This is a genomic window from Bradyrhizobium sp. S3.3.6, from assembly GCF_040546905.1.
Taxonomy (GTDB): Bacteria; Pseudomonadota; Alphaproteobacteria; order Rhizobiales; family Xanthobacteraceae; genus Bradyrhizobium; species Bradyrhizobium cytisi.
This window is the reverse complement of the sequence record NZ_JBEPOT010000007.1, coordinates 54,155-70,751: the sequence shown is the minus strand read 5'-3', so window position 1 is coordinate 70,751 and position 16,597 is coordinate 54,155. Positions and strand designations below refer to the sequence as shown.

10 protein-coding genes and 2 pseudogenes are annotated in these 16,597 nt (G+C 57.2%); 9 read left to right on the top strand and 3 right to left on the bottom strand.

Going from position 1 to position 16,597, the window contains the following annotated elements; all coding sequences use genetic code 11:
* Nucleotides 1–57: 57 nt before the first annotated feature.
* Nucleotides 58–2,238: a DUF6259 domain-containing protein gene (locus ABID59_RS21010; protein WP_354084617.1), complete on the top strand. Its 2,181-nt coding sequence runs from the start codon at nt 58–60 to the stop codon at nt 2,236–2,238.
* A 266-nt stretch (nt 2,239–2,504) separates the two neighbouring features.
* On the opposite strand, the gene ABID59_RS21005 is transcribed toward ABID59_RS21010, so the two are convergent.
* The gene (locus tag ABID59_RS21005; RefSeq protein WP_354084616.1) at nt 2,505–3,926 is read right to left on the bottom strand and encodes an FAD-binding oxidoreductase; all 1,422 of its coding nucleotides are present in this window, start codon (nt 3,924–3,926) and stop codon (nt 2,505–2,507) included.
* A 681-nt stretch (nt 3,927–4,607) separates the two neighbouring features.
* Here ABID59_RS21005 and dapA point away from each other — a divergent pair.
* The 5 genes and pseudogenes from dapA to ABID59_RS20980 all read left to right on the top strand — a co-directional run bounded on the left by dapA (nt 4,608) and on the right by ABID59_RS20980 (nt 9,493).
* Nucleotides 4,608–5,501: a 4-hydroxy-tetrahydrodipicolinate synthase gene (gene dapA, locus ABID59_RS21000; protein ID WP_354084615.1), complete on the top strand. Its 894-nt coding sequence runs from the start codon at nt 4,608–4,610 to the stop codon at nt 5,499–5,501.
* Between the two features lie 121 nt (nt 5,502–5,622).
* Nucleotides 5,623–6,183 (top strand): cupin domain-containing protein, encoded by a 561-nt coding sequence (locus ABID59_RS20995; RefSeq protein ID WP_354084614.1) that lies wholly within the window; start codon nt 5,623–5,625, stop codon nt 6,181–6,183.
* A gap of 293 nt (nt 6,184–6,476) precedes the next feature.
* A pseudogene (locus ABID59_RS20990) lies at nt 6,477–7,379 on the top strand (M20/M25/M40 family metallo-hydrolase); the annotation flags it as partial.
* A 539-nt stretch (nt 7,380–7,918) separates the two neighbouring features.
* Nucleotides 7,919–9,178, top strand: a pseudogene (gene ltrA / locus ABID59_RS20985) (group II intron reverse transcriptase/maturase).
* 57 nt (nt 9,179–9,235) lie between these two features.
* Nucleotides 9,236–9,493, top strand: coding sequence for a M20/M25/M40 family metallo-hydrolase (locus ABID59_RS20980; protein WP_502916819.1), 258 nt, complete (start codon nt 9,236–9,238; stop codon nt 9,491–9,493).
* 145 nt (nt 9,494–9,638) lie between these two features.
* On the opposite strand, the gene ABID59_RS20975 is transcribed toward ABID59_RS20980, so the two are convergent.
* A complete protein-coding gene (locus tag ABID59_RS20975; RefSeq protein WP_246207917.1) occupies nt 9,639–10,358 on the bottom strand; it encodes an aspartate/glutamate racemase family protein in 720 nt (239 codons plus the stop codon).
* Nucleotides 10,359–11,278: 920 nt separating this feature from the next.
* Here ABID59_RS20975 and ABID59_RS20970 point away from each other — a divergent pair.
* Entirely contained in the window at nt 11,279–12,133 is an 855-nt protein-coding gene (locus tag ABID59_RS20970) for an alpha/beta hydrolase family protein (RefSeq protein WP_148774842.1), read from the top strand.
* Between the two features lie 23 nt (nt 12,134–12,156).
* Here ABID59_RS20970 and ABID59_RS20965 read toward each other — a convergent pair whose 3' ends face one another.
* Entirely contained in the window at nt 12,157–12,639 is a 483-nt protein-coding gene (locus ABID59_RS20965; protein ID WP_354084613.1) for a MarR family winged helix-turn-helix transcriptional regulator, read from the bottom strand.
* 471 nt (nt 12,640–13,110) lie between these two features.
* Here ABID59_RS20965 and ABID59_RS20960 point away from each other — a divergent pair, with 471 nt between their 5' ends.
* On the top strand, nt 13,111–14,646 hold the full coding sequence (locus tag ABID59_RS20960) for a porin (RefSeq protein ID WP_148774844.1): 1,536 nt from the start codon (nt 13,111–13,113) through the stop codon (nt 14,644–14,646).
* 845 nt (nt 14,647–15,491) lie between these two features.
* Nucleotides 15,492–16,481, top strand: a complete 990-nt coding sequence (locus ABID59_RS20950) for an extracellular solute-binding protein (RefSeq protein ID WP_354084612.1) — start codon at nt 15,492–15,494, stop codon at nt 16,479–16,481.
* Nucleotides 16,482–16,597 lie beyond the last annotated feature (116 nt).

The following is a 16,597-nucleotide window of genomic DNA, read 5'->3' as shown; positions in this document are numbered from 1 at the left end:
TTCCAGTGCTCCTCAGGTTGTCGGAAAGCCCGGCTCATCCGTTTAGCTTGAGATTCAATGCCCGCCGGACGAGAGCTGAAAACGATGACACGATGCGAATGTGCGGCAGCCCACTGGCTGCGAGCAGGAGATCTAGCGGTAGCCATCAGCATCGAAACCGGAGCCGTGACCGGAATGCGGCACGGAGAATGGAGCCTGCTAGACCGCACCGAGCTCGGCCGATCCTTCCGTTTGCTGGTGCCCTTGCCCGACCGACGCTCAAATTATGTCGAGGGCTGGCAGCAAGACGACCCCACCAGCTCGATAACCGACGACGGTCATACCGTAATCTGTTCGTGGGACGGCGTCGTGGACGACCACGGCAACAGACACCCTATTAACGTGCAGACAAGGATCACTGCGCAGGAAGACCGGATTGTCTTTGCTGTCGAACTGAACAACAAGAGCGACCACGTTATCGAGAATGTGTACTTCCCTGAACTTGGTGACATCCAGCCGCCGCCAAGCGGCCACTTAGATTATTTTGCATACTCGTACGCCACGGGAAGACGCTCCAGCATCTGGCCAAATTTCAAAAGCGATGCGCACCGCTGGACGACGCTCGGGATAGGCTACTGGAGTCACAGCCACCCCTTCAGTCTCGGCGGCAGTATTCCCACGGTCCCATGGATCCTCCTTGAGGATGGCGCGATGGGCGTCTACGTCGGAGTGGACGAGCCGTCCGTCGAACTGGTGACGTGGTTGGCCGAGCTCACTCCAGGTTACGGTGACTCGCTCGACGCGGAAACACCGTCGGGTGCACGTGCGGCCGAGACCGCCGCGCATACGGTCGCGGTGCGGTTCGCAGCGGTCCACGTACCCTACATTGGGCCCGGTGAGCACCGTGCCCTGACGCCAATTGCCATGGCGGCGTATAAGGGCGACTGGCATGCTGGTGTCGACCGCTACAAGCAGCGCCGTGCCGCGTGGGGTTTGGATACCGCGCTTCCGCCGAGTTGGGCCTCCGAGCCGCATTCTTGGCTTCAACTATGTCTTAAAACAGGAGAGGGGCATCGTCGTCGGGTCAGTTTCGCACAGCTGCCCGAAATTGCCGCGGAGTGCGCCAAGCACGGAGTCGCCGCGATCCAACTCAGCGGCTGGCAGGAAGGCGGCATGGATCAGAGCTACCCCTCATGCGACCCTGACCAGGAACTCGGCGGGAGTGAGGCGCTGCGCACTGCGATTGCGCGCTGTCAGCAACTCGGGGTGAAAATCGTGCTATTTACCGAATTCATCAAGGCAGACCGCTCCACAGAGTGGTTCCACCGCGAACTTGCTAACGAGGCTGTCAAGGACCCGTATGGCGACTATTACATGCACCCGGGTTACCGTTTCGACACGATCACGCAATTGCTGGATATCAACACAAAACGGCTAGTCCCGATGTGCTTCCTGAGCGAGCGGTACTTGAAGATTTGTCAGGAGGAATTCGCCAAGATTGTACTTCTGAATGCCGACGGCATCCTACATGACCAGGCGTGGAGTCACGTGCCGGCGCTTGTATGCTTCGACGGTTCCCACAACCATCGGCGTGCTGCGCCGGTATCAGCGAACGATCGCGAGATTGTTACTAGATTCCGCAAGGAATGCGGGGTTGGCGATAACTTCCTATTCGCCTGCGAGGCGCCCTACGACTGGCAGCTGGATGCATACCAGCTCGGTTATCACAGGAGCGAACATCCGAACCATTCGCCCGTGAGCCGCTATCTTAGGCCCGACGCTATCTTGATGACGGCAGTTACCGGCTTCGACGACCGTAACATGATCAACCAATGCCTGCTCTACCGCTACGTGATCAGTTATGAGCCGTTCAATTTCCAAGGCCGTCTCTCTGACGCGTTGAATACCGTTGCTTACGGTGCACGAATGGATCAGCTTCGGACCGAACTCCGTGAATGGGTGTGGGATGCCACCTTCATCGATACAGTGGGCGTCGACGTGCGTAGATCGGACGGCAGCCGACACCATCCGTACTCCGCCTTTCGGCACCGGGATGGTCAGATTGCGGTGGTGGTAAGTAACTTCTCCGGCCAGCAGACCGATAAGCTCTCAGTGATCGTCGACGGTCAACCTACGCCCCTGCGGTACCGGCTTGTCGACGATCCCAGGTGGCGCCGCGTTGACAGCAACCTAGCCATCCCACCGCGGTCGGCTGCCGTTCTCATCCCAATCACCGCATCCGTCGCCCTCGCCGACTGATGCCGTCACCCACGATCGCGGCTACTCGCCGAACCTTGATCCTCTCGGCTGGGGCGCTCTGAATGGATCTTCCGAGATGAACTGCCTTTCGGCCCGCTTGTCGCCAACGGTCAGCCTTTGGCAACTGAACTGCCACGATTTTGAATACGAGCACGCTCGGGTTTCAGCCTTGCTCTGGGTAGCCGCATTAGCGCTGCGGGTGCGCGTGACCGTTACTGCAGCCCGAGCGGCGTGCCGACTGACCTTATATTCGGTAACGAGCTAATTCATCTGGACGTTCTCATGACCGAGAGCTGCTCATTTTCGCAGTCTGCTGGCGCGATGCAGATTATCCGTTCCGGGTTCAGTATACCGTGGGGATCTAGTGTCTTCTTGAGGCGCCGCATCAAGTTCAGCTCTTCCGGGCTGCGCGAATATGATAGGTATTCGCGCTTAAGTAGACCAATGCCGTGCTCGGCAGATATGGAGCCGCGATGGTTGCGTACACTATCATACACGATGGTGTTGATGCGGTGCTTCTCGGTCGCATCGACTTGCACGGCCGAAACGCAAAGATGAATATTGCTGTCTGCGATATGGCCGAAAACGGAGACGTGAATACCCGGAAACTCAGCTGCCAACGCTGTGGTCACCTCCTGCGCATATAAGTCGAGCGATCCGATCGGCAGGCTGACATCGTATTCGATCAGCTTTGGCAAGGTACCCAATGAGAGCCCTTCGCGCACCTTCCAGAACTTTTCGCGCTCCTTCTCGGACTTGGCAATCAACGCATCCGCTATCAGGCCTTCCTCAAACATTGTCGCAAGGAATTCTTCGAGATTTACAGCCTCGCCAGACTGCTCAATAATGATCAGAAAGGGGTATTCAGTCTCAAACGCTCTGAACTCCTCCGCCTTAGAGCTGAAGCGGAAGAACGCTCCCCACATCAACTCGAAGGCCGAGAGACCCATCAGCTTACCCGCGTTGCGGAGCAAGAGTAGTACATCCTCATACCTCCTCAAACCGCACAACGCCGTTGCTCGACAAGCTGGCAGTGACTTCAGCTTCAACACTGCGCGTGTTATGATGCCGAGGGTTCCCTCGGACCCGATGAAAAGCTGCTTAAGGTCATACCCAGTATTATTCTTCTGCATGCGATTAAGCGAGGAGATCACCGTTCCGTCTGCTAGCACCGCCTCAAGCCCTAATACGTTGTCGCGCGTCATACCATGATTGATGACACGGACACCGCCCGCGTTGGTCGCAAGATTGCCGCCGATCTGGCACGAACCCCGCGCGCCGAGATCGATCGGAAGGAGAAAGCCGGAATCCTCTGCTGCTTTCTGTGCATCCTCCAGAATAGTTCCCGCTCGTACCGTCATGGTCGCGGCGTTGCTGTCGATCTCCTCAACACCGGCAAGTAGATCCATCGCGATGACAACATCTTCGCACTCGGGATTAGCGCCCCCTGCCAATCCCGTCATGCCGCCCTGGACGACGACCGAGCTGCGGTGCGCATTGCAGATCCGCAACGCGCTTGACACGTCCTGGACGCTGCGAGGGCGAATGTAGATCATCGGCAGATGGTGCCCCGTGCGGCTTCGATCACTCATTGCCTTCGCTGGTATTCGCCCGCCGGTCAGAACGAGCTGATCGCCGAGCGCTTGCTGTAAGGCGCCTAGAAGCTTTGCATCATTCGCCCGATTCATCGTCTTCACTCCGCGGAACGATGGCGGCTAACGGAGCAAAGCCCCCATTTCCTGCCGTACAACGAGAGACGACATGCCACTCGACTGGCTGCAGGGTGGCAACATGGCAGCAAATCCTTTGCCGTCATCTTCCTCCTCCAAGGCTGCCGCCGCCGCGAACCCGCTCCCGAGAATACACAATAGCGAATGCCACACTGCCGGTTCTGAGCGAAAACGCGTGTTGCGCGCAGAATTCCTGCAATTCCTTGTTCCAATCCTGCGGGACCGTCGCATGTGGGGGCACAGCGTAAACTATCCCTCGCTCCTGCAACGGTGAACGGGAGCCAATTGCAACAACCGAGCAGGCATTTCGAATGAAGTGGATGTCCCAGCCGGCGGGCTCCGCACCCGGGAGCAGCTCTGTATGCTCGTTCGCAATCGGTCAGCGGGCAACGCATTGACTCATCCCGGGCGCCGGTGAGAAGTGAACGTCGATCAGAATCTTCATGGAAAGCCGTGGAGCGCTGAAATTAAGCGCGTTTGGTGGCGTTGTCGGTGGAATCGATATGGGCGCGTTCTTTATTGTGCCAGTCGAACGTTGATCCCGGCGCGGAGAGCATATCGACGGGCACCGTAGGAGTTCGAGCAAACTCTTGATGTCCGGCGAAAGACGGGTGCATAGCCAGCGAAAAAGAGATGCAGATGATAGAAAAGGCGCGCTTTCGAGGATGCTTTACTGCTCTGGTTACGCCTTTTGCTGAGAGCGGCGCTCTGGACGAGGAGAGGTTTCGGAACCTTGTAGAATGGCAGATTGCGCAGGGGATCCATGGTTTGGTGCCCGTCGGCACGACTGGCGAGAGCCCTACTCTCTCTCACAATGAGCACCACCAGATCGTTCAATGGTGCGTAGACCAGGCGAGAGGGCGCGTGCCCATAATCGCTGGTGCCGGCTCTAACTCCACGTCCGAAGCAATAGACCTCGCCAGGCACGCAGAGAGGGTCGGCGCAGACGCCGTGTTGATCGTTACTCCTTACTATAACAGACCAACTCAGGATGGTCTTTTCCAGCACTACAAGGCGATCAATGATGCAATCGGAATCCCTATAATCATCTACAACATCCCCGGTCGATGCGCTGTCGACATGTCACTGGAGACAATGACCCGGCTTTCCGAATTGAAGAACATCGCTGGGGTAAAAGATGCGACCAACGATATGGGGCGCGTGTCGCAGCAGCGGGCCGCAATGGGACGAAACTTTATTCAATTCTCTGGCGAAAATATCACCGCTCTCGGCTTTATGGCTCATGGTGGCCACGGTTGGATTTCCGTGACATCGAACGTCGCTCCGCGCCTTTGTGCCGACTTCCAAAACGCGTGCCTGGCTGGTGACTACAGGACAGCGCTCGAACTACAAGACGGGCTCGCGCCTTTGCACACTAGTCTATTCATTGAAAGCAACCCAGCGCCGGTCAAACATGCGCTGTCGCTGATCGGAAAGTGTTTACCGACTGTGAGATTGCCGTTGGTGCCCGTAGGAGGAGATACGAAGGCTGAAATCGTCGCGGCCATGGCGCACGTCAGTCTGATAAGTTGACAGCCACGGTGAGTATCGAATGGATTCGAAGCGACACGAAGTTACAAACGAGTCTCAACTGATTGAACGTCTTCCGCGCGTTAGGAGGAACTGGCACCTTGCAGGTGGACGGACCGGAAATATGCCCGAAGGCGTCAACGAAAATGTCGGGGCACGTTTGCGTGAAATTAGGCAGCGCAATCGGATGTCTCAGAGGGCATTGGCGAAAAAGGCGGGCGTCGTCAATTCAACCATCTCGTTGATAGAGGCTGGACATTCTAATCCCTCGGTGGGGGCCTTGAAACGCATTTTAGATGCCATTCCGATCAGCTTGGCGGAATTTTTCTCCCTGACGGAGCAGGGCAGGGACCAGATCTTCTTTGGAAAGAAGGAATTCACCGAGATCGGGAAGGGAGGAATTTCCTACCTCCAGATTGGAAAGAATAAGGTAGGACGTTCAATCCAGATTCTGAAGGAAACATACCGTCCTGGATCGGATACTGGAAAAGTGCGGCTCGTTCATGCCGGCGAGGAGGGGGGAATTGTAATAAGTGGGCGCTTAGAGGTGACAGTCGAAGATCAGTGCCGTGTGCTAAGCCCTGGCGACGGGTATTATTTCTCCAGCAGTCTACCCCATCGATTCAGGTGCGTCGGGGACGAGCCCTGCGTGGTGGTAAGCGCCTGTTCGCCTCCATCGTTCTGACCGGTCGTGCATCGTCTGAACTGGCCGTAGTGCTACGAATGCGCGAATGCAATATCATGCTGCAACTATTGTCGCGGATACAAATAGCCGAGGTCGGAATCAAACGAGCTCTTCTATCTATGGGTTTTCAGTTGTGGGGCTCGCGCGCATGGATGCGTCCTCAGCAGAGTAGGAACTATTAGAACGAGAAAAGGGCTTCAGCCGGTCGATGCCCGCAATAGCCTATAGCACCGAAACATGAGTTGTGGATGCTGTCTTGATCAGACGCCCAAACAACGGAAGGAAATAGTCTCGTGAACATAGCCAATCTTCCTTTTGACTCTGAGGTGATGCTGCAGGGGCTGCGCGCCTGGGTGGAGTGCGAAAGCCCGACATGGGACGTAACTGCAGTCGAACGTATGCTCGATCTCGCAGCTCGGGAGATGGCCGTAATCGGCGCGACGATCGAGCGCATCGCCGGGCGCAAGGGTTTTGGCGGCATTGTCCGTGCGCGCTTTCCGCATCCTAAGCAAGGCGGCCCGGGCATTTTGATTGCCGGACACTTGGACACCGTGCACCCCGTCGGCACTATCGACAAGCTTGCATGGCGCCGTGAGGGCAATAAGTGCTACGGGCCTGGCATTTTTGACATGAAGGGCGGAAATTATCTCTCACTGGAAGCGATCAGGCAGTTGATCCGCGCATCATTCACCACACCGCTGCCGATCACGGTGCTGTTCACTCCGGACGAGGAAGTGGGCACGCCTTCCACGCGGGACATCATTGAGGCGGAGGCCGCCCGGAACAAATACGTGCTGGTACCCGAGCCGGGACGCACCGACAACGGTGTGGTCAATGGGCGCTATGCGATCGCGCGCTTCAATCTCGAAGCCACGGGGCGGCCGAGCCATGCGGGCGCGACGCTGTCTTCGGGCCGCTCGGCGATCCGTGAGATGGCGCGGCAGATCCTGGCGATCGAAGCCATGACGACGGACGATTGCACGTTCTCCGTCGGGGTCGTACATGGGGGACAGTGGGTGAATTGCGTCGCCACGACGGCCACCGGCGAAGCGCTTTCTATGGCGAAGCGCCAACCCGATCTCGACCGCGGCGTCGAGAGAATGCTGGCGCTATCGGACACCACGAATGATGTCGCCTTCAAGGTGACACGGGGGGTAACCCGGCCGGTGTGGGAGCCTGATGCGGGGTGTGCTGCAGATGCACACGGAAGGGGGTTTGCAGTGAACAACTGACCGTGGGGATAAGCTGCGCGAAAGATGAGGGCGGGCCCCTCGGGATCGGCTTTCAGGAGCAGGTCCCAAACCAGTCCAAGCTGCTGCGTTCAAAAGGCGTGGTGGTGAGCGTTGGATCAAAAGTCCGAATGAAATTCGGGCAGGTGAGCATTCGAGAGACGAGCGTGAGCAAACCCTCGGTGACGCGCCGAAAGGCTTTAGACACTGCCAAAACCGGAGGCGCTCGCATCCTCTGGGATAAATCTGTCGGTTACCTGGCTACTGGGCAGATAGCAGTCGGCGTATAGGGGGCGTGAATCGGATGCAGGCTTTCGTGTGGAACTGCAGGAACCAGTCCCTGGATGCCAAGGGAGAAGCTGAAGCGGCCAAAACTGCGAGGCGAGAGTACCGAAGCCAGGGCCTGGGGCGGACCGACCCGTACTAGCGGTGAAGGCCCCGTAATCGGGCCGGAGCAAAGGGGTCGGGTCAGGACAAATCGTATTGACGTACCAACTGGAAACAGGATGACGACGACGATCACGACAAACAAGCCGTTTCATATCGATAAGAAACGTGTGTACGACGCTTACAAAGCGGTCAAATCCAATGCGGGTTCGGCCGGTGTGGATCGACAGACGATCGAGCAGTTCGACTCCGACTTGCAGAACAATCTCTACAAGCTTTGGAATCGGATGAGCTCAGGAAGCTACTTTCCGCCACCGGTGCGCGCCGTCTCCATTCCCAAAAAGACTGGAGGCCAGCGGATTTTAGGTGTGCCAACCGTAGCGGATCGAGTGGCCCAGATGGTTGTCAAACAACTCATTGAGCCGGACTTGGACCCAATATTTTTGGCAGACTCCTATGGCTATCGGCCGAGAAAATCGGCACTCGATGCTATCGGCGTCACGCGCAAGCGGTGCTGGAAATACGACTGGGTTCTCGAGTTCGACATCAAAGGTCTGTTTGACAACATCGACCACGAACTTCTGCTTCGGGCTGTCCGGAAGCACGTGAGGTGCAAATGGGCGCTGCTCTACATCGAACGATGGTTGACGGCACCTATGGACAAGGACGGAATAATTATCGAGCGAACCCGCGGCACCCCTCAGGGTGGCGTGATCAGCCCTATATTATCCAACCTTTTCCTGCACTACACTTTCGACCTCTGGATGGGACGGGCGTACCCTGACCTCCCATGGTGTAGGTATGCAGACGATGGTCTAGTGCACTGCCGGAGCGAGCAAGAAGCAGAAGCCGTAAAGGCCGAGCTACAAACTCGCTTGGTGGAGTGCGGACTTGAGATGCACCCCACCAAAACCAGGATCGTCTACTGTAAGGACAGCCGGCGGAAGGGGAGCTATTCGAACGTCAAGTTTGACTTCCTTGGCTACTGCTTCCGGCCCCGACGGGCAAAGAACTCGCAAGACGCCTCGGTGTTCTGCAGTTTTCTGCCTGGGGTCAGCGCTTCGGCGCTGAAGTCCATGCGGGCGGCAATCCGGGATTTGAACCTCCGAAGACGAACCCATGTGCCAATGGCTGACATCGCTCGGCAGCTCAATCCACTCCTGCGGGGGTGGATTTAGTATTACGGTCGATTCACGCGGGCGGCTCTGGGGCCAATCCTTCGATACGTCAATCAGACAATCGAGGCTTGGATGATGCGGAAGTTCAAACGCTTTATGGGTCGCAAGGCCAAGGCCGGCCGCGTTCTCGAACGACTATCTCGAGAACGTCCCGGGTTGTTCGCACACTGGAATATCGGCATACGCGGCTCGTTTCCCTGATGGGAGCCCAGTGAGGCGAGAGTCTCACGCTGGGATCTATGAGAGGCCGGCGGTGAGATTCCACCGGCCTACTCGCCAACGATGGCGCTCTATGAAAAGGCGCGCGGCATTGCCTGGTCCCTAGGAAGTGATCTGCCGCATGTGAGCGCCGGCGGCGGCTCGGACGGCAACTTCACCGGGGCCTTGGGCATCCCGACTCTCGACGGCCTCGGCGCGCGTGGCGGAAACGCTCACACGCTCGAGGAGTTTATCGAAGTAAACAGCCTGGCGGAGCGCGGCCGTCTGATGGCGGGACTGCTCGGTACGCTGGACTGACTCCAGCCTCGCCCAGCCGATATGAGTTTGGCGTTGTTGTAGATGAGGCTGTTCGCCGTAGAGCGGCTCGTCCAAGCCAATGTGGCCATGGCCAACTTGGAAGAAGGACGTAGGGGCAATCCGCTTTAGGCGCGAGGATTCTGCTTCAAGGCACTAGTCCGGCCATGACGGAAGCTATGGTCAATTGGCAGAGGGTGGTGATGTCGTAAACTGGCAATTTCGCAGAGCGGCGGACTGCCGCGGCGACCACGGGAAATCCGGCGCATTCAAATAACAGCAGACCGATTTCAGGGTGCGCAGCCCGAAGGCGCGCAATGCAAGCGGTGACATCGGCCTCGATTGCGGGAACGTCAAGCGGTGGCGCGGGTCGCTTCAATTCGTCATGCCAGAACTTGCCACCTTCGATGCCTCCAATAACGATTCTGTCTCGTTCCGAGGGCTCCTCAACACCCAGCAGCTCGTCACCGCAATGGGTTGAATCGTATGTGAGAACTGCCATCTTCCTATTCCGCGGCATCTGGCGAAGCAGGGCCGGTAACAAGAGCAGGCTCGACATCACGACCGGAACATCAACCGACGCGGCCACCGCCGCCTGATGCCGAACAGAGAAGCCGCAGTTCGAAGTTACTGCGATCGCCCCTCGTTCAACTAATCGTCGGGCGGCTGCGATGTAGGGCGACTCAAGAGTTGGGTCGCCGCGTACGACGTTCTCGACCCAGGCTCCTTGAACAGTTTCGGAGATGACCGGAAAGTCGAAAGTAGCCGGATTTGCAAGCGAGCCCGGAAGCGGCGGGCGTGTTGAAGCAGGCTGAGCCCCACGTTCGAGGAGCAGGAGGCCTAGAGACGGTTGATTTTCGGCTGTCATGCTTGAATGCTAGCGCGCCTTGAAGCCGAAACGCGCTAAAAAATCGCTCTTTACCTTGGAAAATATGCGCCGATTGAAGGAATACGGACCGAGCAGGACTCGCTCGTTTATGAATCGAGGTGCTCGAGAACTGCTCTCGCTCGGCGTTGCTGGACCGGGACGGTAACTAAGGAAAAGCGCGCGATGGATCTCTCAAACGAAGCGGAGGCCTGCGCGCGGGCAGCAGCGCAGGAGTTTTCCGCCGGCTTCCAACCGCTAAAATAGTCACATGCTAGGGAGACTACTGACGGCCATCACGCATAACGGGCGTCCTGCAATCTGGTAGACACGAGTGCGCCTTTTCGTTTGGTCAGCTTCGAAGCGTTGCTGCCCGTGAGACCCCAATAAATATGGCAGCAACATGCAAGCCGTTCACGAAAGTGTCGCGGCGATGGGCCGCGGCCCTGCATAGGCAGTCTCCGGACGACCTGCGCTTCGCACCAATGAACTACCGCGAACGCGCTCGCCAATCATATGTTGGAGCTAATCCTCTCGCAGCTCGCACAAAAACTCCAAGAATCCGACGCTGACAAAGGATTTCGCGCCCTTCCGCACCTCCATTGAGGGAATCCGGCGCTCGGAACTCCTAGAGTCTCGCGCTGCGACAAGCGGCGACTCGTCGGGAGAAGCCATTGCGCTGCGAAGGCACATAATCGGCATCAGATCGGGCGCTTTCTCAGTTGCACGAAGGGGTCAAATCGATGGAGTCTGGTGCTCGGCTTCGCCGGTGGAGCAATTTGGCATCTACTCGGCGCGACGTCTCTTCGTTTGTCCGCGGTCTAACGTTCGAGCACTGCACGCCAGCGCGGCGGCAGAACTGGGCCAGCTCGTGGGTGAGGACTGGAGATGATTATCAACGCAAAAGCCATCTGGACATAGAGGTGCAAGCTTTCGACGAGGCCACGGAGGCGTTGCTCTGTGCGCTGACTGCGTTTGAGGTCGCCAGGAGGCTGCTCGAAGACGATCGAGACCGCTTAGATGTCGAAGGTAAGGTCGAGGCTGCCATCCAGCGCTTCGGCGTATCCCTCGGCGGCGCAGCGGAGAACTTAGAGGTCGGATTCGATCACACGATATTGTCCGCGTTATACTTGCCTGGAGGCGCTCCGAAATCATGTTGCCCCGCTGTCATTTGCCTCAGCAGCGATGAAGACAAAAGGACGATGCTACTTGGTAGGCTCCTGCCTTTAGCCATCAAGCATGGAATGTCCGTTCTCATCGTCGCCCGCGAGGAGCTTGTAAAATACTCCCCCGGTGAATCGAAGATCCTTCTATCTCTATGTTTGGACCATCTGTCATCCCGCACGGAAGTCGATAGAAGACGAATTGGTGTATACGGTGATGGGTTATCAGCGGAGATAGCTACAAACTTCGCTGCGTTCGATAAACGTGTCGCCGCTGCGGTTTGTGACGGCGGGCTTTGGAGTTCCGCGCGAACTCTGGCTTCTATCGGTTGGATCACCGGCGCGGCATGTGAGGAAACCGAAGAGGAGGTATCGCCACGGCGTTCCCGAGTGGCGCGGCGGTTAGATTGTCCAGCACTCGTAGTTGCAGGCGGCCGTGGTCTCGTTAGCGTTTCCGAAGCCATCAAACTTCACGCCGATTGTACAGCAGAGGGCATCCCTTTGGATCTGATGCTACCCGAAATTGTCTCCGCGGAGCACGGTGAGTACTTCGAGAACTTCGTGATGTCAGATGATTGCATTTTCGATTGGCTGGACCGCAAACTAAAGCGATGATGCCGTTAGCTGCCCTGCGGCGCTTATAAGACTCCAATCGTAAGTTTTTGCGAAGCCAGCCGGCAGTTCTTGGCAATCGAAGTCAGTCGTTTGTTGAGGTATTCGAACGAAGCCTCATCAAGGCCTTCCATCAAAGTCGCGTTCAACGCCTCTCTCAGCCTCGAAAGCTTCGAAATTTCCGCGCGTGCTTTTTCAGTCAATGACATCTGTACGAATCGTGCGTCATCTGGAGAAGGCTTCCTGGCCAGCAACTGCATCGCTTCGAGTTGCTTTGTTTGATTGGTGACGAAGGGCGGATGGATTCGGAGCTTTCCCGCCACTCCTATCCCTGAAACGCCGCGACCTTCGTCCAGTTCGTCGATGGCCATAAGGATCAGCCATTGCGGCTCAGTCAATCCCAGCAGTTGCGCCCAGCTTTTGTGTATCTCTTCCAGCTGAGAATGGACTTCCACGATGTTCCAAACGAAGTCCCTGATGGATCTGTCGGTTTTTTGTTCTTCAGCCATGCTGCTATCCCGCGAGAGGACCGGTGACAGTTCGGCCCATCTTCCTAACAGCGGTATCTGTCTTGGAAGGGGCAGGGAAGGTCCCCAAAAACATAGGTACCATGTATGAAATTAATTGACGAACTTAATCAACTACGGTAGGCCTTTTCGAGTCGATTGAGGAAGGCTCTTCAAGCTTCATACCAAATCTCCAGAAAGTCCGTCGGGATGCCCCCTGACGGGCTTTTCTTTTGCCTATTTTGACATTCTGAGATTGCGCCGTCGCCCGTGTTGCTCGCACGCAACATGTTCGAGTCCAAATATAGCTTACTAAAAGTAATTCATTGCAGTAATTAATGATCAGAATTATCCCTAGAGCGGACGGAGAGGGGGCGCCTCGACGTCGTCCGTCAAGCACCCGCCAGACGCGAGGCCGGCTGAGGCGGATCTTTGAAGGACGGAAGCGACGTTTCCAACTTGGAGGTTCCAGTAATGAAGTTGATGAAGAGTTTGATCCTTGGCTCGGCCGCGATGTTCGCGAGCGTCGGAGCGCAGGCGGCCGACCTTCCCGTGAAGGCGAAGGCCATCGAATATGTGAAGATCTGCTCCCTTTATGGGGCTGGTTTCTATTACATCCCGGGTACCGACACTTGCATTAAACTTGGTGGATACGTGCGCGGCACGGCCATCCTCAACTCGAACGGCGTCTGGTCGCCTGCCACAGGAGGCGTCGGTGGGGCGCACAACCGCCTGAGCAACTACTTCACGTCGCAATCCCGCTTGGACCTCGGCATCGATACACGTACTGCGACTGAATACGGCGTGGTCCGTACATACGCCGAGCTGGCATTCACTTGGACGGCCGGCGGTTATGCCGGCGCCGGCACAAATCTCACGAATGGCGCAACTGCATATAACGGCAGCAACCCCGCTGGAAGTGGCAGCGGTATGATCTCCGGCGGTAGTCTTAGCGTGTACTATGCGTTCCTCCAATTCGCCGGCTTCACCTTCGGTCGTGCCCAGTCGCAGTTCTCGTCGCCCTGGGCCAACTATCCCGGCAACAGCTTTGACGGTCTGCCCGGCGGCGGCGGGTGGGAAGCTGTCAATCAAGTCGCGTATACGGCTGATTTCGGCCAAGGTATCACCGCGAGCTTCTCCGCCGAGGATCAGGCCGGTCACACCACAACTAACATTTGGAACGTAAGTGGCGCGACGGCGGCAGGTCTCATGGCGGGCAGCTACGGTGCCGGCGACATCGGAGGTACTCGATCTCCAGACTTCGTTGCGGCGCTCCGGGTTGATCAAGCATGGGGTCTTGTTCAAGCGTCCGTCGCCGCACACGACAATCACGCCGCTTATTACGGGCTCGATGAAACGACCGGGCATCCGAACGACAAATGGGGCTGGGCTGGACAGCTGGCGCTGTCGATCAAGAATATTCCAACTGGCGCCGGTGATACGATCAACGTTCAGGGCGTCTATACGAATGGTGCCAGCAGCTACAACTTCCAACCCTACACGGCGTTTACATACGCGATGTACGGCAGCGCCGGTGTGGGAGGGGCTTACCAGAGTCTCGGCATTGCGGGTGTCTCTGATTCAGTCTTCGTAACCGGAGCTGGCCAGCAGTTGACCACCAGCTACGGCTTCAACGGCGCCTATACTCATAACTGGAATCCGCAGTGGAATTCGGCTCTTTTCGGCGGCTGGGCTGCTGTCCGATACAACAACACGGCCAAAGGCTACATCTGCGGAGCGCTCGTAGGAACGCTTGCTCTGTCCAGCGGAGCGGGCGGTTGCAATCCCGACTTCAACTATGGGGTTGTTGGTGTGGCCACTCGATGGACCCCCGTCAGGGGTCTGACCTTCTCGGCAGAAGCCGCTTACGTCATGCTTGATCAGAAGTATGCAAGCGGCAGTACAGTTACGGCGCCCGCGCAGGCTGGCATCGCAAAACCAGCAGCTGCATATGAGCTGAAGGATCAAAGCAATTTCCAAATGATGCTCCGCGCTCAGCGCAACTTCTAATTCTGTTCAATAAACGGAAGGAGAAAACGAAAAGGCTTAGGATCTAACATAGCTAACCTCCAAGAAGACCTCTGGCATGCCCGCCGGAGGTCTTTTCATGACTCGGGTCTTTTGTTGTAGGGTTGGCGATCGATCGGTGAGGTGTGCACCGAGGCTCAAAGTGCAACCGGAGCCCTGAACGGGAGCCTGCGTTCTCTACCCGACAGCTCGTGTGTAAACCTTCGAAGTGTTCGATGCCAAACGCGTTTTTAACGGACCTGCTCGCTACCATCTCCGAAAGAGGCCGCACTCTGCTTGGCGGGCGCTTCCCTTGATGTCCGGCAGGACGCAGGTGGCCTGATCCAGCTCTGCGAAGCGCTGCTGTCCGGCCGCGGCGAGGCCTCCGGCAGGGCGCTCGCCCGCGGGGTGCTACGCCGCTCGCAAGAACTCTCTAGAGAATGTCCGAGCAAATTCAGGGGGACCGTAATACTTTCGATCTCTGGTGGCACTCTTCCCGCCGAGGAGCCGTTCGATCCTCCGCAATCCTAGCTTCACTCACCACGTTGCACCGTTCGCGCAAAGCCGGGCGGAGGTGCTAATCTCGAAGTTACGGTGCTAGATGCAGGAAAAGCTACAAAAACTGCCCTTGAGGCGCTGGATTTCGACAGAAAGCCGCGGAGAAATGAAGAAATCTCATTCCGGTACCCGGTAACATGAGCGTGAAACCACTACGCGCAGGAGCGAACGTGAACCAGTCAGTGAGCCGCAGGCGCTTTGTACAAGGCACATCGTCCCTCATAGCCGCCGGAGCGATGTTTTCCGTCTCTAGGCCTGCTGCAGCGTCCTCGGGCGACCTGCGACTCAACATGAGCGCCGGCAATTTCGGCGATGCGATCATGGCGGCCTTTGTTAGACCCTTTGAAGCGGAGACGGGAGTCAAGGTCACCCCGATCTACCAAGATCTCCGGGCGGCACAAGTCGGGTTGATGGTGAAGAACAACAGCGTCACCATCGATGCGGTTCTGGTAAGCCAAGTGACCGGACTTACGCTGGCGGGAGGCGGCTATCTCGAACAAGTCGACTATTCGCTGCACAATCCTCGCGAGCTGGAAACGACCGAAGGTCGCTGCAAGCACCCATTTGGGTTCGGCAGCTATCTCTACTCTTTGAATATGGTCTACAACACTAAGAAGTTTCCGGCCGAGAAGCCACGTCCGACGAATTGGGCCGAGTTTTGGGACGCTACGAAGTTCCCAGGGCCGCGTTCATTGGGGAACGGTCAGGGTGGGAGCCCCCTGCCGGGGCCGTGGGAAGAAGCGCTACTTGCGGACGGCGTCGCGATGGACGCGCTCTATCCAATGGACATCGACCGCGTGTTCGCAAGTCTCGACAAGATTAAGCCCCATATTCGCAAGTGGTGGACTACAGGGGCTGAGATATTGCAAGTAATGCGCGACGGGGTCGCCGATCTCGTCCAATCTGTCGATGGTCGAGCATTATCGCTGATTGACAACGGTGACCCCATAGAGATCAACCGTAACCAAGCCAAGCTGACGTTTGACTACTGGATTATACCGAAGGGTAGCCCCAACGTGCTGAACGCACAGAAGTTCATTGCATTTACCGGTCGCGCCGACCGTCAGGCAGCCTTCGCTCAGCTGTTTGCGCAAGCTCCGAGCAATCAGCGGGCATACGAACAGATACCCGAGAAGGTCGCTCGTAAGCTGGCAACCTATCCTGAGTACATGAAGACTAGCTTTCTTGTGAACGGCGAGTGGTATGTTCAAACTGGCGCAGATGGCCTCACAAACTCTCAGCGGCTCACTCAGCGGTGGAACGGCTGGATCGTGAGATAGATGCGCAAGCTGCTGGGACGCGTCTCGTCGGCGTCCCTGGGCAAAGCCTCAGCGCACATCGCTGATGCGGTGTACCCGTGGCTTACCTCGAGAAACTCAAGTCTGCTTCCGGAGGC